This window comes from Tunturibacter empetritectus (assembly GCF_040358985.1).
Lineage (GTDB): Bacteria > Acidobacteriota > Terriglobia > Terriglobales > Acidobacteriaceae > Edaphobacter > Edaphobacter empetritectus.
This window is the reverse complement of record NZ_CP132932.1, coordinates 795,324-821,079: the sequence shown is the minus strand read 5'-3', so window position 1 is coordinate 821,079 and position 25,756 is coordinate 795,324. Positions and strand designations below refer to the sequence as shown.

General features: G+C 57.7%; 24 protein-coding genes. 17 read left to right on the top strand and 7 right to left on the bottom strand.

Annotated features, from left to right (window positions below):
* The first annotated feature begins 25 nt into the window (after positions 1-25).
* From RBB75_RS03400 to RBB75_RS03380, 5 genes are all read left to right on the top strand, one after another.
* Positions 26-2,074 carry an ATP-dependent DNA helicase gene (locus tag RBB75_RS03400; RefSeq protein WP_353069513.1) on the top strand — a complete coding sequence of 683 codons (2,049 nt, stop codon included), beginning with the start codon at positions 26-28 and terminating at the stop codon, positions 2,072-2,074.
* Positions 2,075-2,120: 46 nt separating this feature from the next.
* Positions 2,121-3,920 (top strand): glycoside hydrolase family 13 protein, encoded by a 1,800-nt coding sequence (locus RBB75_RS03395; protein ID WP_353069511.1) that lies wholly within the window; start codon positions 2,121-2,123, stop codon positions 3,918-3,920.
* A 40-nt stretch (positions 3,921-3,960) separates the two neighbouring features.
* A complete protein-coding gene (locus RBB75_RS03390; protein ID WP_179639333.1) occupies positions 3,961-4,206 on the top strand; it encodes a hypothetical protein in 246 nt (81 codons plus the stop codon).
* A 112-nt stretch (positions 4,207-4,318) separates the two neighbouring features.
* Positions 4,319-4,699, top strand: coding sequence for a 6-carboxytetrahydropterin synthase QueD (gene queD, locus RBB75_RS03385; protein WP_179639332.1), 381 nt, complete (start codon positions 4,319-4,321; stop codon positions 4,697-4,699).
* Between the two features lie 60 nt (positions 4,700-4,759).
* Positions 4,760-5,443 carry a 7-carboxy-7-deazaguanine synthase QueE gene (locus RBB75_RS03380; RefSeq protein ID WP_179639331.1) on the top strand — a complete coding sequence of 228 codons (684 nt, stop codon included), beginning with the start codon at positions 4,760-4,762 and terminating at the stop codon, positions 5,441-5,443.
* A gap of 6 nt (positions 5,444-5,449) precedes the next feature.
* Here the strand turns inward: RBB75_RS03380 and RBB75_RS03375 are convergent, their stop codons facing one another.
* The gene (locus RBB75_RS03375) at positions 5,450-5,707 is read right to left on the bottom strand and encodes a hypothetical protein (protein ID WP_179639330.1); all 258 of its coding nucleotides are present in this window, start codon (positions 5,705-5,707) and stop codon (positions 5,450-5,452) included.
* Positions 5,708-5,836: 129 nt separating this feature from the next.
* On the opposite strand from RBB75_RS03375, the gene RBB75_RS03370 reads away from it, so the two are divergent.
* Entirely contained in the window at positions 5,837-6,937 is a 1,101-nt protein-coding gene (locus RBB75_RS03370) for a purine nucleoside permease (RefSeq protein ID WP_353069508.1), read from the top strand.
* 75 nt (positions 6,938-7,012) lie between these two features.
* Positions 7,013-7,744: a hypothetical protein gene (locus RBB75_RS03365; protein WP_353069507.1), complete on the top strand. Its 732-nt coding sequence runs from the start codon at positions 7,013-7,015 to the stop codon at positions 7,742-7,744.
* A 35-nt stretch (positions 7,745-7,779) separates the two neighbouring features.
* On the opposite strand, the gene RBB75_RS03360 is transcribed toward RBB75_RS03365, so the two are convergent.
* The 4 genes from RBB75_RS03360 to RBB75_RS03345 all read right to left on the bottom strand — a co-directional run bounded on the left by RBB75_RS03360 (position 7,780) and on the right by RBB75_RS03345 (position 12,280).
* The gene (locus RBB75_RS03360) at positions 7,780-8,259 is read right to left on the bottom strand and encodes a DUF1440 domain-containing protein (RefSeq protein ID WP_179639329.1); all 480 of its coding nucleotides are present in this window, start codon (positions 8,257-8,259) and stop codon (positions 7,780-7,782) included.
* A 190-nt stretch (positions 8,260-8,449) separates the two neighbouring features.
* Positions 8,450-9,439, bottom strand: coding sequence for a tagatose 1,6-diphosphate aldolase (locus RBB75_RS03355; RefSeq protein WP_434557152.1), 990 nt, complete (start codon positions 9,437-9,439; stop codon positions 8,450-8,452).
* A gap of 640 nt (positions 9,440-10,079) precedes the next feature.
* Positions 10,080-10,640, bottom strand: a complete 561-nt coding sequence (locus RBB75_RS03350; protein ID WP_353069504.1) for a PEP-CTERM sorting domain-containing protein — start codon at positions 10,638-10,640, stop codon at positions 10,080-10,082.
* A gap of 302 nt (positions 10,641-10,942) precedes the next feature.
* Complete coding sequence (locus RBB75_RS03345; RefSeq protein ID WP_353069503.1) at positions 10,943-12,280, bottom strand: sugar MFS transporter; 1,338 nt, start codon at positions 12,278-12,280, stop codon at positions 10,943-10,945.
* 214 nt (positions 12,281-12,494) lie between these two features.
* On the opposite strand from RBB75_RS03345, the gene RBB75_RS03340 reads away from it, so the two are divergent.
* Positions 12,495-13,568, top strand: a complete 1,074-nt coding sequence (locus RBB75_RS03340) for a hypothetical protein (protein ID WP_353069502.1) — start codon at positions 12,495-12,497, stop codon at positions 13,566-13,568.
* Positions 13,569-13,682: 114 nt separating this feature from the next.
* Here the strand turns inward: RBB75_RS03340 and rph are convergent, their stop codons facing one another.
* Entirely contained in the window at positions 13,683-14,450 is a 768-nt protein-coding gene (rph, locus tag RBB75_RS03335; RefSeq protein ID WP_218884712.1) for a ribonuclease PH, read from the bottom strand.
* Positions 14,451-14,785: 335 nt separating this feature from the next.
* Here rph and RBB75_RS03330 point away from each other — a divergent pair, with 335 nt between their 5' ends.
* The 9 genes from RBB75_RS03330 to RBB75_RS03290 all read left to right on the top strand — a co-directional run bounded on the left by RBB75_RS03330 (position 14,786) and on the right by RBB75_RS03290 (position 25,612).
* Positions 14,786-15,760, top strand: coding sequence for a sensor histidine kinase (locus RBB75_RS03330; protein ID WP_353069501.1), 975 nt, complete (start codon positions 14,786-14,788; stop codon positions 15,758-15,760).
* Positions 15,745-17,376, top strand: a complete 1,632-nt coding sequence (locus tag RBB75_RS03325) for a sigma-54-dependent transcriptional regulator (RefSeq protein ID WP_257031144.1) — start codon at positions 15,745-15,747, stop codon at positions 17,374-17,376. The genes RBB75_RS03330 and RBB75_RS03325 overlap by 16 nt, the downstream gene beginning before the upstream one ends.
* Before the next feature lie 233 nt (positions 17,377-17,609).
* Positions 17,610-17,870 carry a ubiquitin carboxyl-terminal hydrolase 14 gene (locus RBB75_RS03320; protein WP_179639325.1) on the top strand — a complete coding sequence of 87 codons (261 nt, stop codon included), beginning with the start codon at positions 17,610-17,612 and terminating at the stop codon, positions 17,868-17,870.
* A 17-nt stretch (positions 17,871-17,887) separates the two neighbouring features.
* Positions 17,888-19,120, top strand: a complete 1,233-nt coding sequence (locus RBB75_RS03315; protein WP_353069499.1) for an acyltransferase family protein — start codon at positions 17,888-17,890, stop codon at positions 19,118-19,120.
* Positions 19,121-19,220: 100 nt separating this feature from the next.
* The gene (locus tag RBB75_RS03310; RefSeq protein WP_179639324.1) at positions 19,221-19,445 is read left to right on the top strand and encodes a CDGSH iron-sulfur domain-containing protein; all 225 of its coding nucleotides are present in this window, start codon (positions 19,221-19,223) and stop codon (positions 19,443-19,445) included.
* Positions 19,446-19,561: 116 nt separating this feature from the next.
* On the top strand, positions 19,562-21,733 hold the full coding sequence (locus RBB75_RS03305) for a CocE/NonD family hydrolase (protein ID WP_353069497.1): 2,172 nt from the start codon (positions 19,562-19,564) through the stop codon (positions 21,731-21,733).
* 21 nt (positions 21,734-21,754) lie between these two features.
* Positions 21,755-22,306, top strand: coding sequence for an NUDIX hydrolase (locus RBB75_RS03300; RefSeq protein ID WP_353069495.1), 552 nt, complete (start codon positions 21,755-21,757; stop codon positions 22,304-22,306).
* Between the two features lie 176 nt (positions 22,307-22,482).
* Entirely contained in the window at positions 22,483-23,874 is a 1,392-nt protein-coding gene (locus tag RBB75_RS03295) for an amidohydrolase family protein (RefSeq protein ID WP_353069494.1), read from the top strand.
* 220 nt (positions 23,875-24,094) lie between these two features.
* Entirely contained in the window at positions 24,095-25,612 is a 1,518-nt protein-coding gene (locus RBB75_RS03290) for a hypothetical protein (protein WP_353069493.1), read from the top strand.
* A gap of 3 nt (positions 25,613-25,615) precedes the next feature.
* Here the strand turns inward: RBB75_RS03290 and RBB75_RS03285 are convergent, their stop codons facing one another.
* Positions 25,616-25,741, bottom strand: a complete 126-nt coding sequence (locus RBB75_RS03285; RefSeq protein ID WP_257031141.1) for a hypothetical protein — start codon at positions 25,739-25,741, stop codon at positions 25,616-25,618.
* Positions 25,742-25,756: the final 15 nt, after the last annotated feature.

Genomic DNA, 25,756 nt, shown 5'->3' with positions numbered 1-25,756 from the left:
GCCGCCGATCCTCCAGCAAATCGCCTTGTCTACGACCGCTCCCATCTCGATTACGCCTGTGAAGCCGGAGAATCTGCCGAATCTCCGTGATTTTTTTGCTCCGGGCGGTATGCTGTCTCGATCTTCGCTGGCCTTTGAGCATCGTCAAGGGCAGTACGACATGGCACGGGCTATTGAGTCTGCTTTCAAGGAGAAGCGTCACCTGATTGTTGAAGCGGGGACGGGAACGGGTAAGACGCTCGCGTACCTCTTGCCTGCCCTACGACTAGCCCGAGAGCGGGGCCAGCGGGTCATTATCTCGACTGGCACCAAGAATCTGCAGGAGCAGCTTTATTTCAAGGACGTTCCCTTTCTTGAATCCCTTCTTGGCCCACTCAAGGTTTGTTATATGAAGGGCCGCGCCAACTACCTTTGCCGGCATAAGCTCTACGCGCTCCGGGACAACCCTCTTCTGAATGGCCTGGAGGAGATCGATCAGTTTCATCAGATTGCTACGTGGGAGAAGACGACAGAGACCGGGGACCGGGCGGAGCTCGATCACCTGCCAGAGTCCTCCGCGCTGTGGCACAAGCTTGATGCCCGCACTGAAGTTTGCCTTGGCCAGAGCTGCCCGGACTGGGAGCGCTGCTTTGTCACCGGGATGCGGCGCAAGGCACTCGAGTCGGATATCGTCATCGTCAACCATCATCTTTTTTTTGCTGATCTAAATATCAAGCAGCAGGCAGCGGGTGCACCTGACGCCGGCATTCTGCCTGAGGCTGCTTGTGTCATCTTCGATGAGGCGCATGAGTTGGAAGAGATTGCCTCGAACTATTTTGGAATTGGACTCTCTACTCAACGGGTTGACGAGCTTGCGCGCGATGTGGAGATGATGCTCAAGGCAAAACAGGCCAGCACATCAGCGATCGAGAGCGCCTGCGCGACTCTGAAAGACCGCTCGCGCCTGTTCTTCTCTGTTCTTCCGACGGATCCTATGGGGATGCCGAATGGCGGGGGGCGCATGCCCTTTCTTCACCGCGAAGCTTTTCTAGAGGAGAGCGGCGATACCTATACGGCCACCCTGAATGCACTGACTCGACTCGAAGGTGAACTCGATTACCTCAAGAATGTTGAGGAGGCCTCTGGCCTACGTAAGCGTGCGGCTGACATTCGCGCTCATTTGGCCTTCTTGCTTGAATCGACGGATCGAAACACCGTCTTTTGGATCGAGCGTCGCGCCGCCGGCGGGGTGCGGAACTTTGCGCGTGGAACAGGGCAAGCGAGCTTTCACACACATCTGCAGGCGACTCCCATTGATGTCTCCGAGTTGCTCACCACATCGCTCTTCGATAGCTACAGCTCAATCATTCTCACTTCGGCGACGCTTACCGTCTCGGGAGGATTCGATCACATTCGCAGACGCCTCGGACTTACTTCGGCTCGAGAGCTGATCGTTTCGTCGCACTTTAATTACGAAAAGCAGGCGCTGCTCTACCTTCCGCCCAACATGCCCGACCCGCGCGAGCCAGATTTTCCCGAACGTGCGGCCGAGCGCATTCGTCGCGTCCTTGAGATTACGAAGGGTCGCGCCTTCTGCCTCTTTACCAGCTACGCGCAGATGCGCAACACGTATGAGCGGCTGCTTATCGAACTTCCTTATCCGCTGTTGTTACACGGCACTGCGCCGCGCCACGTCTTGTTGCAGCAGTTCCGCGATACGCCTAACGCCGTTCTGTTTGGGACTTCGAGCTTCTGGCAAGGAGTAGACGTGCAAGGGGAGCAACTATCCTGTGTCATCATTGATCGCCTTCCGTTTGCTGTTCCCTCCGACCCGATCGTTGAGGCGCGGATGGAGGCCATCGAAGCACTTGGGGGCAAACCTTTTTTTGACTACCAGATTCCGAATGCTGTTATTACGCTCAAGCAGGGGTTTGGACGTCTGATCCGCTCGCTCAACGATCGGGGTGTTCTGATGCTCCTTGACCCGCGAATCCAGCGTCAGCGTTACGGGCGCATATTTCTCGAATCTCTTCCGCCCTACCGGCTCACACAGGAGATTACAGACGTCGAACAGTTCTTCGAGCGTCCCGCTTGACTGACTCGCGCTTGACTGACTTGATCGATGCGTAGAGCATAGTCCGGTGAAGCCACCTATTCTCACCACCTTCGCTCTATTCCTGGCTACTTTAGCGCCTATGACCTTGCTGCAGTCTCAGAGCCTGACGTCCACTCCCGCTCTTGTGAACGGTTACCAGCCCACCTGGTGGAAGGAGGCGGTGGTTTATCAGATTTATCCGCGATCCTTCAAGGACTCAAACGGCGACGGGATCGGTGATATTCCCGGCATCACCTCAAAGCTTGACTATCTGCAGAAGCTTGGGGTCAATGTCATCTGGCTCAGTCCGCATTACGACTCTCCCAACGCCGACAATGGCTATGACATTCGCGACTACCGCAAAGTGATGGCTGAGTTCGGCACTATGGCTGATTTCGATACGATGCTTGCCGGTATCAAACAGCGCCACATGCGCCTGATCATCGACCTCGTCGTCAACCACACCTCTGATGAACACCATTGGTTTGTTGAAAGCCGCAAATCCAAAGACAATCCTTACCGCGACTATTATTTCTGGCGTGATGGAAAGCCCCGCCCCGCCGGTCCGGATGGTAAGACAAGGATGCTGCCGCCAAACAACGATCCGTCGTTCTTCTCCGGCTCTGCGTGGCAGTTCGATTCTGCGACTGAGCAGTATTATCTCCACTACTTCGCGGTAAAACAACCTGATCTCAACTGGGACAATCCCAAGGTTCGCGAAGAGGTTTACAGCCTTATGCGATTCTGGCTCGACAAGGGCGTCGATGGCTTTCGTATGGACGTGATTCCGCTGATCTCGAAGAATCCGGCCTTCCCGGATCTGACTCCTGACCAACTTCACAACTACGGCAACGCCTACGCCAATGGGCCCCACATGCATGACTACCTGCAGGAGATGAATCGCAACGTCATGGCCAAGTATGACGTGATGACGGTAGGCGAAGCTCTTGGCATCTCCCTGGAACAGACTCCGCTCATGGTGGGCGACAACCGACACGAACTGAACATGATCTTCAATTTCGATGCCATTCGTTCTAACCGCGAGGGCATCAAGCTGAAGCCCTTCGATCTGCTTGCGCTTAAGGCGATCTATGCCCGCCATGCGGAAGTGCTTGGCATCCATAGTTGGGATACGGTCTTTCTTTCCAACCACGACAATCCGCGCATTGTCTCGACGTTTGGCGACGACTCTCCGGAGTTCCGCGTTCCTTCTGCTAAATTGCTTGCGACGATGCTGCTTACTCTCCGCGGAACGCCGTTCCTTTACCAGGGGGACGAGCTCGGAATGACCAACTACCCTTTCCGCAGCATTAATGACTTCGACGACATTGAAGTCAAGAATGCTTATAAGGCAAATGTTCTGACTGGCAAGATTCCCGAGGAGACTTTTATTGCCGACCTTCGACATACGAGTCGAGACAACTCGCGAACTCCGATGCAGTGGGACGAGTCTGCGAATGGCGGCTTCACGACGGCAGCTAAGCCCTGGCTTGCTGAGAATCCAAACTACACGCAGATCAACGCCAACGCCGAAGTAGCCGATCCGAATTCTATCTACAACTACACCCGGAAGCTGATCGATCTTCGTCATGCCCACCAGGCATTCGTCTATGGCGAGTACAAAGATCTTGACCCGGAGAATAAGTCTATTTTTGCCTACACTCGCGCTCTTGGGTCGGATCGATATCTCGTTGTCTTGAACTTTAGCTCAGGCCCTGTGGCGTATACCCTACCAGCTAAAGTCAAGGTGGATTCTCTTGTTTTGTCTAATCTCGATTCTGCGGGCCTTGTTACCGATACCTTCAATCTTGCAGGCTGGGAGGCTCGCATCTACAAGCTGAAGTAGTCCGCGCGTACCGCTCTCACCGTAAAATAGGACTATTCGCATGGGACGCAACCTCTATATCCTCGCTGGCAGTCTTGTTTTGTTTGCTTTCATCTCCTGTGGCGTTGCGTACACCAACATCGCGCAGCAGCCCGGGTCTCCGGGCGATGTCTCTCTCTGGCGCACCATGGGCCTTGGCCTCTTTGTGGTTGGCCTGCTGGTTGCGCTTGCCGGCATCCTCTCGTCGCTCTTCGAGCAGGCTGAGCGCCGCGACGAGGAAAGCCGCCGAGCAAAACGCCGCCGCTAGCCCGTCCGTCCGCGCAAAACGGTACAATCGAAGAGAGGCTGCCGCCACGTCCTCAGCCCACCTCACACTCCTCCAGACGCGGCACTGAAAGATCGAAGGGATTCCTAGAACCATGTTCGAAGTAACTGTAGAAGCCGGCTTTTCTTCCGGCCACTACCTCCGTAACTACCGAGGCAAGTGCGAGAACCCGCATGGGCACAACTACAAAGTCTTCGTCACGCTTGTTGGTGAAAAGCTTGACGAAGCTGGAATGCTGCTAGATTTCAAACTGCTTAAGCAGGTGATGCGCCCCACTGTCGATTATCTTGACCATTTCATGATCAACGACCTTGCGCCCTTTGACAAAGAGATCAATCCGAGTGCCGAGAACCTTGCCAAATACTTTTACGAACAGACGAGCAGTCAGCTTCATGAGATGACCGGTGGACGGGTTCGCGTGAAGGACTGCACCCTCTACGAGACCGACACGAGCTTTGCCCGCTACTACGAGTAGTGAAACTCATTGGTTCGGGCACTCCTCTCCCTTTGCCATTGAAGTATCTTTCGACATGAAATGCATCTAATCGAACTTTACAAATCCGTCCAGGGCGAGTCGTCCTTTGCTGGCCTCCCATGCATCTTTGTCCGTCTTGCGGGCTGCAATCTTCGTTGTGTCTGGTGTGACTCCGAGTACACCTTCTCGGGCGGTAAGGCGTACACCGCCGATGAGATCGTCGCGCAGATTGAAGCTCTTGCTCCTTGTCGTCTCATCGAGTTTACTGGCGGAGAACCCATGCTTCAGGCCAAGGAACTCCTGCCGTTGATGGAGCGGCTGCTAGCGCAGAACTACATCTTGATGATGGAGACCAGTGGCGAACGTCCTTTGGCGGATGTTCCCAAGGCGGTTCACAAGATTGTCGACGTCAAATGCCCTGGGGCGGGCAGCGCAGCCAACAGCTTTCGTATGGAGAATCTCGACGCACTCACAAAAAATGACGAGATAAAGTTCGTGATCTCGAATCGAACAGACTACGATTTCGCACGCGACTTTATTCGCGCTCATGGTCTCCATGAGAAGGCTGGCCAGATCCTTTTGAGCCCGGCCTTCAATAAGGCTCCGAGCTTGCTCCGAACAACCGACAACGCCATTCTCGATCCTCGCATCCTTGTGGAGTGGATGATGGCCGATGGAATCGACGCTCGTTTGTCGCTACAGATTCACAAGTTCATCTGGGAGCCTGTCAGGAAAGGCGTCTAGCTCGAATCAGTTCAGCAGGGCCAGCGAACATAGCGACGTGATTATTGTAATCAGCACGACCGTCTCGTATCCATGTCCCTTTTTGTCGCGGGTCTTAGACTTCATCTCGGACTTCATCTCGAAGACGCGGGCATTCTTGCTCTGTCGCTCGGGCTTCGGTTGCTTGCGCATCGCCCTTCCACAACACTCGACTAAAGGAATCCAAGCGGCCATCACCGCAAAGAAAGCGATGGTCACTACAACTGCAGCAGTGTTTTCTGACATGTCAGTCTCCTTCCTTGCTTATGCAAGATAGTGCAGGAGCTCGTCAGTCCGTTACAAAGGCGTGCGGTTGCTGCGATACCATTTGCCATGCGCCTCTTTTTCATGCTCCTTTGGTCTGTCGCGTTGAGCGTGTCTGCAAGTGCCTGTTGTCCCCCTCCGCTGGCTCCAATTGCCACTATCGATGAGCACCTGACCGCTTTCATCGAGGTTCCGGAGAAGCCTTCGAAGCCGATTGAGATCAAAGTGGTGGTCATCAATATGTTTGAAGTAGGCTCCGATAAGGGCGATGCACCTGGTGAGTATCAATACTGGGTTGAGCGAGAACATCTCGATACGGTCATTCCCTTTCCCATGGGTTATCACGACCTCCGGCTCAATGAAAAGAATGGGATCCTTGGTGTGCTGACCGGAGTTGGAACCGCCCGCACCGCCGCCACGATCATGGCACTGGGCCTCGACCCCCGCTTCGACCTTACGCACGCCTACTTCCTCGTTGCCGGCATCGGCGGCATCGACCCTCGCATGGGTTCGCTTGGATCTGCAGTCTGGTCTGACTACATCGTCGACGGCGACCTTGCCCACGAGATCGACGCTCGCGAGATTCCCAAAGACTGGCCGACGGGGTACGTGCCGCTTGGCAAGTCCACTCCTTACGAACAACCTCGTACTGCCCGGTTTGGCGACGACGGCAACATCTATCACCTCAACAGCTCTCTGGTTGACTGGGCCTTCGCGCTTACCAAGGACACGCCGCTTCCTGATACGCCTGCAATAGCGGCTCGCCGGCAGCAGTACGCTGAAGAAGCGGCACATCGCGCTCCCTTTGTTTTGCGGGGCGATAATCTTTCCGCCTCGACCTTCTGGCATGGCAAACTCCTGAACCAGTGGGCGCGGGACTGGGTGAAATATCAAACCGATGGCCACGGCACGTATGCGATCTGCGGCATGGAGGACACCGGGACTATGCAGTCGCTTACCTGGCTTGCTCATGCACACAGGCTCGATATCAGCCGAGTTCTTGTGCTTCGAACGGCGTCGAATTTCGATCAGCAGCGGACTGGAATTACGGCGGCCGAGAGTCTGGGTGAAACCAAAGTCCGGCAGTATAGCGCGTATCTTCCGGCGCTCGATTCCGCTTATCGTGTTGGTCACTTGGTCGTGGATCAGCTGGTTGCCAACTGGTCGCAGACTCGTGATCACATCCCTACCAGCATTGGCCCGGTAAAATAGGATCTGGAGCCGACACTGAAGATCCTTATCCTCTCTCCGCACCGTGATGACGCTGCGTTTTCACTCTCGCTTGCCATGACTCACTGGCTTACTGCGCGCCATACTGTGACGCTGCTCAATGTCTTCACGCGCAGTCGCTATGCTCCTTATTCCGATGCGGCGTTTGTGCACGAGAACGATGAGCTTTCGTATGTCTCGGCTATGCGCCTGCGTGAAGATGAGCTTTTTATCCGGCGGATGAAGGAGTCCTTGCCGAAGGATCTCAAGAACAATCTTCAGATGCTTGATCTGAACCTCAAGGACGGACCGATCCGGCTCAGAGTGCCGCTTGATCAGTTGCGTGCGACTCCGGTGAATCCTGCTGATCCGTCTATTGAAAAGATTCGTAAGGCTCTCGCTCGGCAATCCGAACTAGGGGCGATGGAGACGCTTGTTGTTCCGGCGGCGGTGGGCAATGATGTCGACCACCTTACGGTACGGGAGGCGGCGATGCCCTTTACTGCATTGCTGCCTACTGCTTTCTATGAAGACCTGCCGTATCTGGCTACTGATGCCTCCGCCTCTGATGACCTCGAGACGATGCGAGGGTCTGCATTAGAAGCTGGCAGTCCGCTTACCCCGGTTGTCCTTTCTGCCGACGAAGCTTCAGACGCCGCGATCGCTCGCAAGCGAAAGCTGGTTCTAAACTATGCGTCGCAGATTGATGACGAAGCGGGCGCCGTCATCAGCGGCGTTGCTGCCAACTATAACGGCGGCGAACGGCTTTGGGTGAATCTATCCTGGCTCATGTGCTTTGCTTCGGAGTGAAGCTGGTTTGGTTGTGTGACGGTGCCGTGAGAGACCTACCCCAGCATCTTTCTTACGACTCGGCGGACGGTTTCGGTGACCATGCCATAGACGACGTGGGTGGCCATTTCGCTGGTGCGCTCGCGGGTGGTTTGATCTTCCAGTTCAGCGGAGAGACCTAGCGCCGGCAGTGCTGTGCCGTGGGTCAGGGAGGTGAGGGCCATTCCAAAGCCTGCGCCATCCTTTGCTGTGGCCTGTGGGTAGTACTCTGCCAGCGCTCCGTAGGCTGCTCCGGTGAGCGCTCCGAAGCTCCAGTGGATCGTCTCCATGGCTGCCAGCTTTTTCGCGCCCTCCAACCTATGTCCTGCAATCTTTTCTGCCAGCACCAGCGGAGGCTCTGGCTCGCCGTGAGTGCGTGGGGGATAGATCTTTTCGGCAAGTGTCTTTGCGGCTGTTGACACCAAGCCGCCAATCAGCCCCGCCAGCAAGCCTTTTGCCAGCGACCTTGTTACTGTTTTTTCCTGCAGGTGTTTCATTTGTTCGACCTCTTCTGAATTTATCTAGCTTACGATGCGTCCGAGGCTCCTTTGGGGTGTCGAATGAAATAATGCTCCACGGTCGGTCGAATCTTTTTCACACCCTTCCCATAGGGCTATGGCGATCGCTGCAGCAAGGCAAAGGCGCTGCACGGATGCAGCGCCTTGAGATGCGCCCGGCTGGGGAGGCCTATTTTGACTCGACTTTGTCGTGCCAGGAGTGGGCAAGTTTGAGGGCGTTGTTGACATTGGTGATGTTTTCTACACCGGTGGTGTTGAGCCAGTCTTCGAAGGCCTTGGCGCCCTGCTTGGCGTAGATGGGGATGCCATCCTTCCACGTGGCTCGGCCGCAGAGGACGCCGTTGAAGCTGGTTCCGGATTCGACGGCGAGCTCAAGGGTTTCGATGAAGACGGGGTTGGAGACGCCGGCCGAGAGATAGATGAAGGGCTTGTGGGTCATGGTGGCAGCGTCGCGGAAGTGCTGGAGGGCCTCGGCGCGGGTATAGGCCTTCTCTCCCTTGAAGGATTTGGTGCCTTCGACGAAGGCCATCTCGACGGGGACTTCGACCTTGAGGACGTCGACGTGGTACTTCTCTTTGCCAAACTCGGCCATGGAGCCGGAGACGATCTCTGGCTTCTTTTTGGCGTAGGTTATCGATTTTTCGTCCCCACCGTCGGCATCGTAGCCGACGAACTCGAGGAAAAAGGGGATGTCGTGGGCGATGCACTCGGCGCCGATGCGCTCGATCCACGCCTGTTTTAGATCGTTGACGGGCGACTTCTCATAAGGGGTGTAGTAGAGGAGGATCTTGATGCAGTCGGCTCCAGCTTCCTTGAGGCGGGCGACGCTCCAGTGGTCGAGGAGGTCGGGCAGGCGGCCGGGGGTGGTGGCGTCGTAGCCGGTCTTCTCGTAGGCGAGTAGGAGGCCTTTACCGTTGCGGTGCTTGGAGGCGGGGAGGCCGAACTCGGGGTCGAGCAGGATGGCGGAGGCGTGCTTGGTGAGGACGGAGGTGACGAGGGTCTTGAACTGCTCGAGGTCGTGGGCGTCGGCGGCTGCTCCGCGCTCTTTGGCGAGGGACTTCTGGAGGGATCCGCGCTGGTCCATGGCGGCGGCGGCGATCACGCCACGATGGTCGGAGACGGCTTTGAGGCCTGCTAACTTTCCTGGGGTCAACTTGATCATGGGGTGCATTTCTCCTGAGACGGTTGGAGTGATGGATGACTACGAAGGGCCATTTTACACAGCGAAGGAGAGGGCAGGTGTGAAGGGGAATGTGTTTGCTAAGTTCTTTACCTGGAAACCCCCAAGGGGGTACCCCCCACTATTACCCGCGTGGAAGTCTTTTATTAACAACAGGATAGAGGGACCAAGCTTGGCTAAATTCTTGCAAGCAAAGGAGTTGCGTCCAGATACGTGACAGCAAAGGAGTTATGGGTTTTGCTGGGAAAGCTCTAAGTTGTACCGGCAGTTTCTTCACTCTGTTTCTATTTTACCGGATTGGGTATAACTGATACGCCACGCCTAAGTTTCCTTTAATGAGCTAGTTAGGTGTTCCAGGGGCTTGACAAGTTTTGGGCAGCCATTCGCTCGGGACGGAGATTGTCAGGGTTCGTTCGTTATGGCAAAGCTGTTGAAGACTGCTCTATCTCGACGTTACTTTCGGAGCACTGCGCGTCCACGCAGACGGGATGATTCAAACAGTTGAGTCAGTACAGAGGTCAGGCTTGGTGGACAGTTACCTGAGCGGAATGATTGCCGAATCATAAATGGAAGAGGGGAGTCCGAGAGGAACTCCCCACTTTCCGTGAGACTTGTCTTTCTAGCCGATGTTGAATCGACGGCGAGCGATGCCGGCGATGCCGACCAAGCCAGTGCCCAGCAGCACGAAGCTCCCAGGTTCAGGCGTTGTAGCGACCGAGCCGATCTCGACTTCACCTGACTGCACTTGCTTAGGGTTGCCGCCTCCGAATGGGAAGAAGATGGACTCATAGGCTGATCCGTTGAAGGTGAAGCAGCCACTGGATTGAAAGCATAGGTCTGTGAAGTCCTGCCCGAAGAAGCCAAGGTAGTCGTAGGTGAAGTGGGATTCGCCTGAAACGTAATCGTAAAAGAGACCAGAAGAGGTTGCGGTGACGCCTGAACCGGCGATGGACTCAAGGGAGTTTGCTGCGGTGAGGGTGTCTGTGTGGGTTCCATTCGATACGGTCAGGTTGTAGCCAGTGATGTCAGAGCTGGCTAGTGTGCCTAGAGCGCCGTCTGTGGTGATGGTGCCGGAGACGCTAAAGGTGGAGAAGACGTTGTTGAGGGTGTAGGTGATGGGTGAGGCGGCAGCGATGCCTGGGATGGCGAGAAGTGAGCTTAGCAGAAGTGCGAGTTTCATTATTTCTCCTTGGGGGACGGCCGGTGAGACGCATGGAACTGTGCACGTTTCTCGCCAAAGCGGAGGTGCGCAAAGGTTGGGAAAGTGCGAGTTCGGTGCGCCTCAGCCGGTTGTCTGTGCAAGGGAGTGCGACCGCCGTGGGGAAAGTTCGACGTCGGGGCTCAACTTCAGGGAGGAAGAAGAGTGGGAAGCTGGGTCTTGCCGGACGGGCTCCCTGCGCGGCACGCGGTCACTTCGTGACTTGTATACCTTTTTGGGGTTGGGTAGGTGCCTGGGTCCTCCCGTTGGTCGGAAGGAATGATTTAGTGGGCGGCGGCGGTGTGTGAGGCGTGGCGGGGATCTTGTTCGATGTCTTTGCGGCGGGAGGCGAGGAAGCCGAAGACGGCGATGTAGATGTAGCAGACGGCGGGGATGATAAAGGCGTGCTGGACGCCGATGCGGTCGGCGAGGTGGCCTTCGGCGAGTGGGAGGATGGCTCCGCCGACGATGGCCTGGACGAGGAGGCTGGAGCCTTTGCTGGTGAGTTCGCCGAGTCCGGCGAGGCCGAGGCTGAAGATGCTGGGGAACATGATGGAGTTGAAGAAACCGACGGCAAGGACGGTGTAGAGGGCGACGGGTCCTCCGGTGGCCATGGTGGTGAGGACGAGGCAGAAGGCGATCAAGGCTGCGGCTGCCAGGGCTTTGCCGGTGCTGATGTAACGCAGGACATAGGAGCCGATGAAGCGGCCGATCATGGCTCCGCCCCAGTAGAAGGAGACGTAGTGGGCGGCGGTGCGCTCGGAGAAGTTCATGATGTGGGGCAGGCCGAGGTAGTTGATGAGGAAGCTGCCGATGGAGACCTCGGCGCCGACGTAGACGAAGATGCCGATAGTGGCCATCAGAAGATAGGGCTGGTGCCAGATGCTGCCTGCGGCGCGGCCGACGAGTTCGCCGGGGCGGAAGTCGCGGGTGAAGTCGGTGGTGGGAAGTTTGATGAGGCCGATGGCGACGGCGAGGACGAGAAGGGTGAGAGCGATGACGAGATATGGCATGCGGACCGACGATGCCTGCTGCTCGCGGTAGGTCTGGAGGGCTGCGGTGGAAAAGGATTGGAGCTTTTCTGGCGAGGCCTGGATGGCGCCGAGGATGAGCGCTCCGCCGAAGAAGGGAGCGATGGTGGTTCCGAAGGAGTTGAAGGCCTGGGCGAGGTTGAGGCGGCTGGCGGCGGTGGCCTGGGGGCCGAGGTTCGTCACGTAGGGGTTGGCCGAGACCTGGAGGCAGGTGATGCCTGCGGCAAGGATGACGAGGGCGGAGAGGAAGAGCGGGAAGGATGCAGTGCTGGCGGCGGGAAGGAAGAGCAGCGCACCGGCGGCCATGACGATGAGGCCGACAACCATGGACTGCTTGTAACCGCGCCAGTCGACGAGTTTGCCGGAGGGCATGGCGAAGATGAAGTAAGAGGAGAAGAAGGCGAACTGGACGAGCAGGGCCTGGCCGTAGTTGAGGCTGAAGATGCCCTTGAGGTGGGGGATGAGGATGTCGTTGAGACAGGTGAGAAAGCCCCACATGAAGAAAAGGACGGTGGCGATGCTCATGGCGCGAACGTCGGTGGCCTGGGGGTCGCGGGTGGAGGCGGTCTGCTGGGTCGTGGTTATGTTCAAAGGTTTTCCCCTGCTTGTGCAAAGCGTGTAATGTCGGCGTCACAGATTCTACAGGGTTGGAGTGCCGGGATGCGCATTTGGTGGCAAGAGAGGTGTGCGCAGTTGCAACCCCCTGGAAGGGTGGGGTCATCCTAAGAGGTGATTGCGGCGGAACGGGGGCTGCCAATTCCCTTGCCGAAAGCCAGTGGCATGCGGTTTTTGACGAGGTGAGCCTATGTCCAGGCAGAAGCGGATCAGTTTATTGGTGGTCTATGTGTTCGCCACGGTGCAGTTTGTGTGGTGCTATCTGTGGCTGACGCGGCCGTATGTAAATACGCTGCTGTATGAAGAGGGCCGGGAGCGGATGCCGTTCCAAGGGCGAAGTCTGATGATGCTGCCGATGCGGTGGGCGCATAAGAGCACGGCGCTGGCATGGCTGGCGGGACCACTGTCGAGGGCTCACTTCTGGTTTCCGAAGCCGGTGTCGCCCGAGGTGCTGGTGCAGGCAGGGATCAATGTCGGGTGTCTGCTGGTTGCCGGGTATATGACGACGAAGATCTACCAGGCGAGCTCCCGGCGGCGGCTGCTGACGCCGATGATCTATCCTCTGCTGCTGGTGGCCTGCGCGGCGACGTATGTGATGCACACGGTGCAGAACTTCCGGTTCGTCTACGATCTGCCAAGTCTGGCGTTCTTCGCGACGGCGATGTACCTGATGTACTTCCGACGGCATTGGATCTACTTTGCCGGTCTGTTTGTGGTGGCGACCTTGAACCGGGAGACGACGCTGCTGTTGCTGCCTCTGTTTTTGCTGAATGAAGCGGTGGAGGGCGGGCGGCTGCGCTGGTCGCGGATGCTGCGGGTACGCAGTCTGGTGGCGGTTATGCCGCTGGCTTTGTTCTGGGCGGCGTGGCAGATCTTTCTTCGGCACGTGTTCGCGGGGAATGTCTCGGAGTTCTATCCGCGGATCGACTGGAATGTGAAGTCGCTGCTGTTTCCGCAGGCGTGGCCGCAGCTGATGAGCGCGTGCGGATATCTGCTGGTGTTTGTGGTGGTGATGCGAAGGAGGATTCGCGATCCGCGGCTGGAGGCGTGGCTTTGGCTGCTGCCGATCTGGTTCGGGTTCATGTTTGTGTATGGGATTTTGATCGAGACGCGGGTGTTTGGCGAGTTGATTCCGCTGATTGTCTGTGCGACGGGTTTGATTGTGGAGGAGGGGTTGCTGATGCGGATGCGGCCGGGCCGGCAGGTTGCTTTGGAGCTGGCTGCGTCGACGGGCGCTTCGATTGGGGCTCGAGAGGCGGCTTGAGGAGTGTTGTCCTGCCGGACGGCCCCACTACGCGTGGGGCGGTCACTTCGTGACTTGTATACCTTTTTGGGGTTGGGTAGGTGCCTGGGTCCTCCCTTTGGTCGGGATGATTGTTTAACTTATCTGGTTCAGGATTTCACGCTGTGCTGCGAGGAGTTCGTGAATGCCCTTTTCAGCGTAGTCGAGCATCTGGCCTAGCTGAGTGCGGGTGTAGGAGTCGTGTTCGGCAGTGGCCTGGGTCTCGACGAGGCCACCGTTGGCCAGCATGACGACGTTCATGTCGACGGCGGCGCGGGAGTCCTCTTCGTAGGCGAGGTCGAGCAGAACATGGCCGTCGACGATGCCGACCGAGGTGGCGGCGACCATTTGTTTGAGTGGGGATGTTTTCAAGGTGCCAGCCTTGAGTAGCTTGCCGAGAGCGAGTGCGAGGGCGACGCAGGCCCCGGTGATGGCTGCGGTGCGGGTTCCGCCATCGGCCTGGAGGACGTCGCAATCGAGGATGATGGTGCGCTCGCCGAGAGCTTTCATGTCGACTACGCTGCGGAGGGAACGGCCGATGAGGCGCTGGATCTCGTGGGTGCGGCCGCCGACCTTGCCGCGTTCGCTCTCGCGTGCGGTGCGGGTGAGGGTGGCTCGTGGGAGCATGCCGTACTCGGCGGTGACCCAGCCGCGGCCGGAGTTGCGGAGCCAGCCGGGGACGCCCTGCTCGATGGTGGCGTTGCAGAGGACGCGGGTGTTGCCGGACTCCATGAGGACGGAGCCTTCGGCCATGGCGATGTAGTGCGGGGTGATGCGGACCTGGCGGAGGGCGTCGGCAGAGCGGTGGTCGGGGCGGAAGATCTGGGGGGAGGGTGTGGCGGTGGTTACGGTGGTTACGGACATGGGGGAATTATAGTTGCGGGGTTTTGCGGGGGGATGGAGCGGTGGCGTGTGAGTCCTTTGGGGGAGTGTTCCGAAATGGGATTGGTTCCATAATGGGAAGCTGAATTTGGAGCTGAGTTTTGTTGAGGATTTGCGGGAGAGTGAGGATCTCGCGTTGGCTCGGTTCCCATATTGGAACGGTGTCTGATTTGGGCGGGCGAGGGGATTTGAGGTGTTTTGGATTGATGTGGAATCACTTAGGAAGGGAGTTCCAGTTTGGCACTTGAAGTGATTACAGGAGTGCATCTGCTGTAGGTTACTAAGCAGGAGAACGGTGGATTTAGAGAATGCAGGCAATGCAGAGCAGTACTGCCTCGGGGCCAGAGAGTTATTCAGGGAAGTTTGCGGCACTTCGCCACGTGACACGCCAGATGGGTCTTGGTGGGTTGGCGATGCCGACGGTGCGCAAGACGGTGGATGCGCCTGCTGCCGCGGAGGTGGCGGCGATTGCGGGCGTGGCGATTGCGGGTGTGGCGGAGGGCGCGGGACTGGCGCATGACGCGGGGAATCTGCTGGGGGCGCTGAGTCTCTACTCTGACTTGCTGGCGCTGCCTGGAGTGCTGCATGACGAGCATAAGGAATATGCCAACGAGTTGAGGATGTTGAGCGATCGCAGCTGGGCGATGATTGACCGGCTGGTGAATCATGCGCGGGCGGGCCGGGCGACGAAGGGGTTGGGTGAGTTTGCCGTGCTGCCGGATGTGGTGGATCGATGCAGAGGGCTGCTGAGCCGGGTGGCGGGGCGGACGGTGGAGATCTCTTATGGTGTGGGCGCGTTTCAGGCGGTGAAGGTGCCGGTGGAGTCGGTGGAACGGATACTGACGAACCTGGTGAAGAACGCAGCGGAGGCGACGCCTTGGGTGGGAGCGATCTCGATCCATGTGGAGGGCGTGCTGCAGGAGGGAGAGAACGAAGGCGAGGAGCCGCGGCGCAGGGTGGTGATGACGGTGAGCGATCGTGGCTGCGGGATGGATAAGGCTGCGGTGCTGAGGTTGATGCAGGCTGGCGGGATCTCTTCTGCGAATGGGAGGGGGCTGGGCTTTCGCGTGGTACGGGAGCTGGTGGCTATCGCGGGTGGAGTTGTGAGTATCGACAGCCAGCCGGAGGTGGGGACGAGCATCTCGGTGGAGTGGAGTGCGATGAAACGGCTGGACGCGGTGGTCGAGCAGGAGAGGTTTGAGATAGAGGAGTTTGAGATGACCGAGAAGCGCATGAATGATTCGACGGTGAAGATGGTAGTGCGGGGAGAGGCAGGATGGATCGCATGCTAAGGACGGGTTTCGAGACGGCGGGAGCGGGAACCAGTAGCGCAGGAGGTGTTTCGGTGTTGAGCGAGAGAACGAATAGTGAGCGGAGAAGAGACGATGGGGGAGCGGATTCGCCATCGGGAGTGCTGGTGGGCGTGTCACCGGTCTTGTCGACGATTTCGGCGCCGGATGCGAGAGCGCATGCGGTGAGCTCTGCAGAACATCTAGGGCTGCTGCATGTGCTGGTGGTCGATGATGATGAGGCAGTGCGGAAGGCTTGCTGCGAGATTGCTGCGGGGATGGGATTTGAGGTGGTGGGTGCCGAGAGCGCTACGGCGGCGCGGGCGATCCTGAAGCAGAGGCGGATTGATCTGTTGCTGCTGGATCTGAAGCTGCCGGGTGGTGGCGGGCTGCCGCTGCTGGAGCAGGTAAAGGCGCTGCATCCGGAGATGGCGGTGATTGTGATGACGGCGTTTGCTACGGTGTCGTCTGCGGTGGAGGCGATGCGGATTGGTGCGGGAGACTATCTGACCAAGCCGTTTGCGCTGGAGGAGTTGACGGCGGTGCTCGAGCGTACCGGGCAGCAGCTGCACATGGATGTTCAGAGCCGGCAGCTTCGCGAGAGGCTGAGGACCCAGCAGGGGATGGGTGGGCTGGTGGGCCGGTCTCCGGAGATGGAGAAGCTGTATCGGATCTTGTCGAAGGTGGCTTATTCGACGCATCCGGTTTTGATCCTGGGCGAGAGTGGGACGGGCAAGGAGTTGGTGGCGCGGTCGATCCACTTCAATGGGCCGAATGCGGCGAAGCCGTTTGTGCCTGTGGACTGCGGGTCGCTGGTGCCTACGCTGATTGAGAGCGAGTTGTTCGGGCATGTGAAGGGGGCATTCACGGGAGCGGATCGCGCGAAGGAGGGACTGCTGGCCTCTGCCGAGGGCGGGACGGTGTTTCTGGATGAGATTGGCGAGTTGCCGCTGGATCTCCAGGCGAAGCTGTTGCGGGCACTGCAGGAGAAGGAGGTTCGGCCGGTGGGGGCGACGCAGGCCAGGCCGATCTCGGCGCGGGTGCTGGCGGCGACCAATCGCGACCTTGCGACGATGGTGGAGCAGGGGCGGTTTCGCAAGGATCTTTATTTTCGTTTGAACGTGGTGAATCTCAGGATTCCTCCGCTGCGGGACCGGCGCGAGGATATTGCGGTGCTGGCGACGCACTTTCTGAAGCAGATGGAGAAGGAGACTGGAGTGGAGAGAAGCTTCTCGGACTCGATGCTGCGGACGATGGCGGAGTACGACTGGCCGGGCAATGTGCGGGAGTTGGAGAATGCGATCGAGCGGGCGTGTGCGCTGTCGTCGGGGCCGGTGCTGCATCTGGGCGATCTGCCGACACAGCTGCAGAACTTTCGCATGCAGCAGGGGCCGGCGATCCATGCGGTTGAGGAAGACGGAATGGGGCGGGAGACGGTGGGCGCTTCGCAGGGCGGCGGGATCGTGTCGATTGCGGAGATGGAGAGGCAGGCCATCCTGGGGACGATTCGGCAGTTGAAGGGCGATAAGCTGATGGCGGCGAAGCTGCTTGGGATCGGGAAGACGACGCTGTACCGGAAGCTTAAGGAGTATGGGATTACGGAGGGGATGGGGGATTAAAGACTTGTCCTGCCGGACGGGCCCACTTCGCTGGAGCGGCCACTTCGTGGCGGGTATACCCTTTCGGTTGGCGCTCCCGTTGGTCGCGAAGGAAGATAATTCCGACCAACGAGAGGACCACGCGAAGCTCTAAAGAGGCGTGCGAACGCCCGCGCTCCGCGCAGGAGGCCCGTCCGGCAGGACAGCTTCTACGCAGCCTCTTAGAGATAGAATCAGGCGAAGGCGGTGCGCGAATGGAATGTACTCATCTGGATCAGATTCGTAAGGTGAAGCCGTCGGCTAAAGGCTGTGAAGAGTGTTTGAAGATTGGCAGCAGCTGGGTGCATCTGCGGATGTGCCTGGAGTGTGGGCATGTGGGGTGCTGTGATTCGTCTCAGCACAAGCATGCGACCAAACACTTTCACAAGACACAGCATGCGATCATGCGGTCGGTTGAGCCGGGCGAGAGCTGGGGCTGGTGTTATGTGGATGAGATGGAAGTTGATGTGGTGTGATTGAGGGCTCTTGTCTTTTGAGTAGGGATGAGCAGGGATCGAACTTGAGGGTGGGGAGACAGGCTTCGCTGATCTGGTCGCGTCTGGATGGGGTGGATCTTCTTCGCGGCGTGGCCATTTGCATGGTGCTGATGAATCATGTCAACATGCGACTGCTTGGGGCGAATGTTCCCTACGCGGATGGGCTGCCGCGGCAGCTTGTGTCTTCGCTGGTCTGGAATGGTCAGTTCGGTGTTCAAATCTTCTTTGTGATCTCCGGATTTCTGATTACCTCGACAACGTTGCGGCGTTGGGGTTCAGTGTCTGCGGTGAATGTGGGGGACTTTTATCGGTTGAGGTTCGCTCGCATCGCGCCTCTGATGGTGCTTGTTTTGGTGATCCTCAGTCTTCTTCACTTCGCGGGTGTCAAAGACTTTGTTGTTTATCGGAAGACAGGCGGGCTGGGGCGTGCTCTCGTCGCGGCGCTTACCTTTCATGTCAATCTGCTTGAGGCGCGAAGAGGATATCTACCTGCGAGTTGGGACATTCTATGGTCACTGTCGGTCGAAGAGATGTTTTATCTTGGTTTCCCGCTGGCTTGTAGAGTGTTTCGTCGCGTCAGCTTGCTCTCTGCTTTGCTCTTTGTCTTCGTCCTATTGGGACCCTTTGCGCGGTCGCAGCCCTTCAACCATAATCCGGTTTGGAGAGAATATTCGTACCTTGGTGGCATGGACGCGATCGCGTTGGGATGCCTGACGGCACTGCTCTCTGCGAAGGCACGTCTTTCCAGTACGACGCTGCGAGTACTTGGCACCGCTGGAATGATGATGTTGGTCTTTGTCCTCTGCTTTTCCGTCATCGCGCATCGTTGGGGGCTGGGCCGTACCGGGCTTGATATGACGGTGCTGGGCCTGGGTGTTTGTATGATGCTGGTCGTGGTTGCGCAGACGCGGTGGCAAGCGCCGAGATCTCTTGGTCCTATGGTGCTCATGGGGCGATTGAGTTATGAGGTCTATCTGACGCATGTTTTTGTTGTCTTGAGTCTTTTTCATCTTTTTCTGATTGTGGACAAACCAGTTCGGGCTGTTCCGGTGATGTTCCTTGCTGTTCTGCTGCTTTCGGGGGCGCTGGGAGCATTTGTCTCGCGGGGGTATTCAGAGCCGCTGAATCGTTGGCTTCGAGCGCGCTGGGTGAAGGATGCAACGAGAGTTGGCTCGGTTCTCCAGGCAGAGGCGATGATTGTGAAGAGCAATGATGTTCTCTCGCTGTAGCGATGAGAGTAGAGGATCGGCCTCTTCTAGGCTGAGCGATGTGGCTGCCACGATTTTGCTATGCTGAACGCATCCTTTGTAAGAGAGAGAGTAACGAACGATGTCAGAAGAAGCGGTAAAGATTACGGTTCGGCCCAATGGACCGCTGCGGGTTGAAGGACATATTGTTTTGAAGGACGCAGATGGCAAGGAGTGGGATCTAACGGGGAAGCCTGCGATCTCGCTTTGCCGCTGTGGGGCCAGTGAGAAGCGGCCGTTTTGTGATGGATCGCATAATCGAGTGGGCTTTCAGTGTGCGGCTGGTCCTGAAGCAGTTCTGACCTAAAATTAGGCCGCAGATTTCATTTGAAGAGACGGGCGAGTAACACTTGATCCGTTCTCTTCCTGAGGATCTGCGGTTTTTATTTTTCGTGCGATGATTTCACTTTGAGGTTGAGCTTGATGAAGATTCGTGGCTACTGTGCTTTGGTTCTTTCCGGATGGTTGATGGCTTCGGTGGCTGTGGGGGCGGCGCAGGAGGCGCAGACTGCTGAGAAGCATCATGCGATTACTCTGCCGGTTGGCGCGCTGGATGAGTACGTGGGGCAGTATCGGGATGAGGTGGAACCTGATGTGGTGAGCTCGGTGTATCGCGAGGGGGACAAGCTTTACATCGAAGGCGTGCGGTGGGCGCGATTGGAGCTGCAGGCTGAAGCGGCCGATCATTTCTATGCGAAGGGGCTGCGGGTTGTGTTTGCGCGGAGTGCCGCTGGTAAGGTGTCTGGTTTGACCAGCAAATATGGCGAACGTGGCGAGCGAGGCGTGGAAACGACGGAAGAGCGCTTCAGTCCGGTGGGAATTCGGTTGAATCACTTCGGGGAGTACACGCGCAGTGAGGCGATGATTCCGATGCGGGATGGAGTGAAGCTGCATGTGGTGATTCTGCGGCCGGCGGGGTCGGAGGCGGCTGGAGAGGCGTTGCCGTTTTTGATGCAGAGGACGCCGTATGGGACTTCGTGGGCTTCGTCGGCTGCGGTGAATGGCAGCAAGCCGGAGTTGGCGGCGAGCGGATACATCTTTGTGTTCGGCGATATTCGCGGGCGGTACGAGTCGGAGGGGAAGTTCGTGATGAACCGCGCGATCGTTGCGCATACGACGAAGAACGATGTGGATGAGACGACCGATACGCGCGACACGATCGACTGGTTGCTGAAGAGTGTTCCGAATAACAACGGCAAGGTGGGGGTGCTGGGGGTCTCGTATCCGGGGTTTTTGGCGATGTCGGCGGGGATTGAGGCGCACCCGGCGGTGAAGGCGATCTCGCCGCAGGCTCCGATGACGAATGTTTGGATGGGAGATGATTTTTTTCATAATGGGGCGTTTCGCGAGACGTATGGCTTCGACTATGTGCAACAGTTAGAGGCACAAAAGACGGATGCGCGGGTTGAGAGCAAGGAAGACACCTTCGATTTCTTTTTGCACCATGTGAACTTTGCCGGGGCTGCCGATGCGGTGAAGATGGAGAACCTGCCGACGGCGAAGATATTTCTGACGCAGCCTGCTTATACGAAGTTCTGGCAGGATATGGCGGTGGAGAGGCATCTGACGAAGGTGGAGGTGCCGACGCTTGAGGTAGGTGGATGGTGGGATCAGGAGGATATGTGGGGGACGCAGGCGGAGTATGCCGCGTTGAAGCCGCATGATGCGAACGATGAGGTGTTCATGGTGCTGGGGCCGTGGAACCATGGTGGGTGGGGGCCGACGACGCGGCATCTTGGGGTGCTGGATTTTGGAGCGGCCACTGGGGATCAGTACAGGAAGACGATGGAGGCTCCTTTCTTTGAGAAGTATTTGAAGGGGCGCGGCGGGTTTGACCTGACTGGCGTGGCAAGCTTCCGGACTGGGGTAAATAAGTGGGAGCGGTATGAGGCGTGGCCTCCGAAGCAGGGGTTCAGAGAGGCGAAGCTGTTTTTGAATGCTGATGGCGGGTTGTCGAGGGATACGCCTGCGGCTGCCGGGAAGGCTGCGGCCAGCTACAACGCAGATCCCGCAAATCCTGTGCCGTATCGGAATCGGCCCATTCAGTCGACTTATGGAGATGGGTCGAAGTGGCGGACGTGGCTGGTGGAGGATCAGAGGTTTGTAAGTGGGCGGAAGGATTTGGCGAACTTTTCATCGCCGGTCCTGGAGAAGGATGTCACTGTGACGGGAGATGTCGTCGCGGATCTGTTTGCTTCGACGACAGGGACAGATGGTGACTTTGTGGTGAAGTTGATCGATGTTTATCCGGATGATGCGCCGGCTCCGATGGCGGGATATCAGCTGATGATTGTGGATGAGATCTTTCGCGGGCGGTATCAGAAGAGCTTTGAGACGCCGGAGGCTTTGACGCCGGGGAAGGTGACTGAGTACAAGTGGAGTCTGCATGGGGCGGATCATACTTTTTTGAAGGGGCACAAGATGATGGTGGAGGTGCAGTCCAGCTGGTTTCCTCTGTACGATCGGAACCCGCAGACGTTTGTGCCGAATATCATGACGGCTCCCTCGAGCGCGTACCAGAAGCAGACGGTGACGATCTATGGATCGGGGGAGTATCCGTCGCATCTGGAGTTTTCGGTTCCTGACAGGGATTGAGTGGTGTTGGATGGGGGTGTTGTGACGATCAAGACGATCAGCAGCCGGGAGGTCTATCGGAATCCGTGGACGAGCGTGCGGGAAGATGTGATCGAACGGGCGAATGGAAAGCGAGGGATCTATGGGGTCGTCGACAAAGATCCGGCTTGCATTGTGATTCCGCTGGAGGTGGGAGCGGAGGGTGAGTTTGTATATCTGATTGAGCAGTTCCGGTACACGGTGGGGGCGCGGCACTGGGAGCTACCGCAGGGCGGGTGGGAGTTGGCCGAGGTGGTGCCGGAGGAGTTGGCTCGGGGAGAGCTGCGGGAGGAGACCGGACTGACGGCCGAGCGTATGACGCTTCTGTCGACGCTACAGATTGCGTATGGAGTGATGAACCAGAGGCAGTATGTGTTTTTGGCTGAGGGGCTGACGATAGGCAAGGCCGACCCGGATGCTGAGGAGAGCGATTTGGTGGTGAAGCGGGTGAGCGTGGTGGAGTTCGAGGCGATGATTCTCGAGGGTACGATCGTGGATAACTGCTCGGTGGCGGCGTGGGGGCTTTACAAGATTTGGCGAGAGCGTCGGGGTTAGTTCATCGTGTCAGCAACTGGGGAGAAGGATCGCAGGCTGGAGTCAGGCTCTTGCGTGGAAGCAGGATTGATCACTACGTCTTTCAGAACTTCGATCGGAGCAACGGGGGACGTGTGCCGAGGGCCACTCTCAAAGATTGCGGACTCTTGATGCGATGTTTGCATCTAAAGGTCACCATGATTCTGCGGATGAAGTTTGTTCTGATTATTTTTTCTTTAGGCGGTTCCGTCGCGCTTGCGCAGCAGGGAGCTGCGTCGAGCGTGCCTGGGCGGCAGTCGCCTGCGCAACAGGTGGTAGTGCTCCGGAATGCGCGGGTGATTGACGGCACGGGTGCGGCGCCGCGGGAGCATGTTTCATTGCTGCTGCGGAATGGAAAGATTGAGCAGATTGGTGGCGGCGAGATGGCTGCGCCGGCGGGAGCGCAGGTTCGGGATCTGACGGGAAAGACGGTGATGCCGGGGCTGATCAGCGCCCACTCGCACCTGGGTTTGCTGGTGGACGATGCGGAGTCTTCTGCTGCCGGGTATACGCGGGAGAATGTGACCGCGCAGCTGAAGCAGTATGAGCGATACGGTGTGACTGCGATCCTGTCGCTGGGCTTGAATCGCGATCTGGTGTTTGTGTTGCGGGATGAACAGCAGGCGGGACGGTTGGGCGGTGCTTCGATCTTTACTGCGGGGAGGGGGATTGGAGTGCCGGAGGGGGCGCCTCCGCTGCCTGCGGCCGCGGATCAGATCTATCGTCCGGCAACGGAGAAGGAGGCGAGACGGGCTGTCGATGAGATGGCGGCACAGCGTGTGGACATCATCAAGATCTGGGTGGACAAGCTGCATGGCAAGGCGCCGGAGATGACGCCGGAGATCTATAAGGCGGTGATCGACGAGGCGCATAAGCGGCATGTGCGCGTGGCCGCGCATGAGTATGCGTTGGAGGATGCGAAGCAGCTTGTGGCGGATGGTGTGGATGTGCTCGCGCATTCTGTTCGGGACCAAGTGGTGGATGATGCGTTTGTGCGGGCGATGAAGCAGCATCGTGTCTGGTATGTCCCTACGTTTACGGTGGATGAGTCGGCTTATATCTATGCGGACGATCCCGCTTTCATGAAGACGACCTTCTTTCAGCAGGCCGCGGGTCCGAAGCTGTTGGCGAAGTTCAGCGCGCCGGGGTATGGGGAGAAGATCGGTCAGGATCCGCAGACGGCGCAGCATAAAAAAGACTTCGACGTGGAGCAGCAGAACTTGAAGAAGCTGTTTGATGCCGGCGTGAGTGTTGGGTTCGGAACGGACTCGGGCGCGTTACCGGGACGCATTCCAGGTTTTGCGGAACATCACGAGCTTGCTTTGATGGTGAAGGCGGGGCTTACTCCTCTACAGGCTATTACAGCGGCTACGGGAGGGAATGCGAAGCTGCTGCATGCGACCGATCGCGGAACGATCGAGGTCGGCAAGCGTGCCGATCTGCTGGTGCTGGACGCGGATCCGCTGGTTGACATCGGCAACACGCAGAGGATCTTCGCGGTGTATCACGATGGGCACAACATCGTCGATTTGCCCTCGCTTGTGAAGTAGCACAGGGCTTGCAGTTTGCCCGCGTGTCTTTTTCGTAGATGGCTTTTGTTTTGTAGTGTCACATAAGTGGCGGCCTGACGGATCGTGTTGGTTTGTTTTTGACCCTGAGCCGCTCTTCAGCTTTCCGCATCAAACCTCACGGAAGTTGTGATCGAAAAACATGAACGAATCGATAAGTGATTTGAAGACTCGGAGGCATCGAGGGGTGTGGGGTTGGATTTTGATCTCTTTGCTGATTGCGGTCATTGTTCTTGCGGTGATCGGCGAGATCGTGGTTCATCGGGCGATGACGATCTTGAAGGGGCGCGTTATCGAGACGCTGAGCACCCGGTTCAACAGTAGGGTGGAGATGGATAACTTTTCCGTCTCTGTAATGAAAGGGCTTGAGGTGTCTGGGGATGGGCTGCGCATCTATCCGCAGGACGAGGTGGTCGCGGCAGGGGCCACGGATCCTCTAATCACGCTTGGTCACTTTTCGTTTCATGCGAGTCTGTCGGGTTTGTTTGTGAGGCCGATGCATGTTGGAACGGTGCACGTCGCGGGCATGTCGATTCACATTCCGCCGCGAGAGATGCGGCAGCAGGCGCCGAAGGGACAGCGGCATCTGGGCAAGATCAAGATCCTGGTGGATGAGATTGTGTTCGACGATTCGAAGCTGACCATCGGGACGATGAAGCCGGGCAAAGAGCCGAAGGAGTTTGAGATGAGCCGCATTGCGATGCGGAACGTTGGGCCGGATGCGCCGTGGAGGTACGATGCGACACTGGTGAATGCTATTCCGAAGGGCAATATTCATGCGACGGGAACCTTTGGGCGGTGGAATAACGAGAGCCCGGGCGACTCGACTGTGACTGGGAAATATACGTTTGATCATGCGGATTTGAATACGATCAAGGGTATTGGCGGGATGCTGTCTTCGGTGGGTGAGTTTGGCGGGCAGTTGAACAAGATTGTGGTGGATGGGACGACGGAGACGCCGAACTTTTCGCTGGATACGGCGAATCATCCGGTGCCGCTGCATACGAAGTTTCATGCGATTGTAGATGGGACGAGTGGCGATACGTATTTGCAACCGGTAGAGGCACGATTGGGCAGGTCGGAGTTTACGTGCAGCGGAGCGGTGGTGAATGTGAAGGGTAAGGGACACATTATTGATCTCGATGTGAATGTGCCGGCGGGGCGGATACAGGATTTTTTGCAGCTTGCGGTGAAGACCACGCCGGTGGTGATGACAGGTCGGCTGCAGATGAAGACGAAGCTGCATATTCGTCCGGGGCCGGAGAGCGTGGCGAAGAAGATCGGATTGAAGGGTGGCTTTGTGCTCGAGCAGATTCATTTCTCCAATCCCGAGATAGAGGACAAGGTGGATATGTTGAGCCTGCGGGCGCAGGGAGATCCGAAGGCCGCGAAGCCTGGTGCGGAGGACGTGCCTTCCGAGATGGTGGGAGAGTTTGTGATGGATGCTGGGCGGCTTAGTTTCAGCAAACTGAACTACAGCTTGCCCGGAGCGGATGTGATGCTGGCGGGAGAGTACACGCTGGATGGAGAGCGCTTCGAGTTCGCGGGGAAGGTGCGGACCAAGGCGAAGGTGTCGCAGATGGTGGCTTCGAGGTGGAAGTCGATTCTACTGAAGCCGGTCGATCCATTCTTCAAGAAGGATGGGGCAGGTGCTGTGATTCCTGTGAAGGTGAGTGGGACGAAGTCAGCACCGAAGTTTGGGCTGGATCTGCATCACTAGAAGTTATTTGAGAGTGCGCCGCCTGGAGAAGCGGGTGGCGCTTTCGATCAGGATGAGGGCAAGTCCGAAGAAGAGGATGGGGCCTGACCATGCGGAGGCCTGTCCGAGGTGGGGCGAGAGAGTTCGCACGATAAGGAGCCAGAG

Coding starts and splice junctions, on each gene's coding strand:
- RBB75_RS03390 (WP_179639333.1), top strand. CDS start 3,961: ATGGGACGCAACCTCTATATCCTCGCTGGCAGTCTTGTTTTGTTTGCT.
- queD (WP_179639332.1), top strand. CDS start 4,319: ATGTTCGAAGTAACTGTAGAAGCCGGCTTTTCTTCCGGCCACTACCTC.
- RBB75_RS03380 (WP_179639331.1), top strand. CDS start 4,760: ATGCATCTAATCGAACTTTACAAATCCGTCCAGGGCGAGTCGTCCTTT.
- RBB75_RS03375 (WP_179639330.1), bottom strand. CDS start 5,707: ATGTCAGAAAACACTGCTGCAGTTGTAGTGACCATCGCTTTCTTTGCG.
- RBB75_RS03365 (WP_353069507.1), top strand. CDS start 7,013: ATGACTCACTGGCTTACTGCGCGCCATACTGTGACGCTGCTCAATGTC.
- RBB75_RS03360 (WP_179639329.1), bottom strand. CDS start 8,259: ATGAAACACCTGCAGGAAAAAACAGTAACAAGGTCGCTGGCAAAAGGC.
- RBB75_RS03350 (WP_353069504.1), bottom strand. CDS start 10,640: ATGAAACTCGCACTTCTGCTAAGCTCACTTCTCGCCATCCCAGGCATC.
- RBB75_RS03340 (WP_353069502.1), top strand. CDS start 12,495: ATGTCCAGGCAGAAGCGGATCAGTTTATTGGTGGTCTATGTGTTCGCC.
- rph (WP_218884712.1), bottom strand. CDS start 14,450: ATGTCCGTAACCACCGTAACCACCGCCACACCCTCCCCCCAGATCTTC.
- RBB75_RS03330 (WP_353069501.1), top strand. CDS start 14,786: ATGCAGAGCAGTACTGCCTCGGGGCCAGAGAGTTATTCAGGGAAGTTT.
- RBB75_RS03325 (WP_257031144.1), top strand. CDS start 15,745: ATGGATCGCATGCTAAGGACGGGTTTCGAGACGGCGGGAGCGGGAACC.
- RBB75_RS03320 (WP_179639325.1), top strand. CDS start 17,610: ATGGAATGTACTCATCTGGATCAGATTCGTAAGGTGAAGCCGTCGGCT.
- RBB75_RS03310 (WP_179639324.1), top strand. CDS start 19,221: ATGTCAGAAGAAGCGGTAAAGATTACGGTTCGGCCCAATGGACCGCTG.
- RBB75_RS03305 (WP_353069497.1), top strand. CDS start 19,562: ATGAAGATTCGTGGCTACTGTGCTTTGGTTCTTTCCGGATGGTTGATG.
- RBB75_RS03295 (WP_353069494.1), top strand. CDS start 22,483: ATGATTCTGCGGATGAAGTTTGTTCTGATTATTTTTTCTTTAGGCGGT.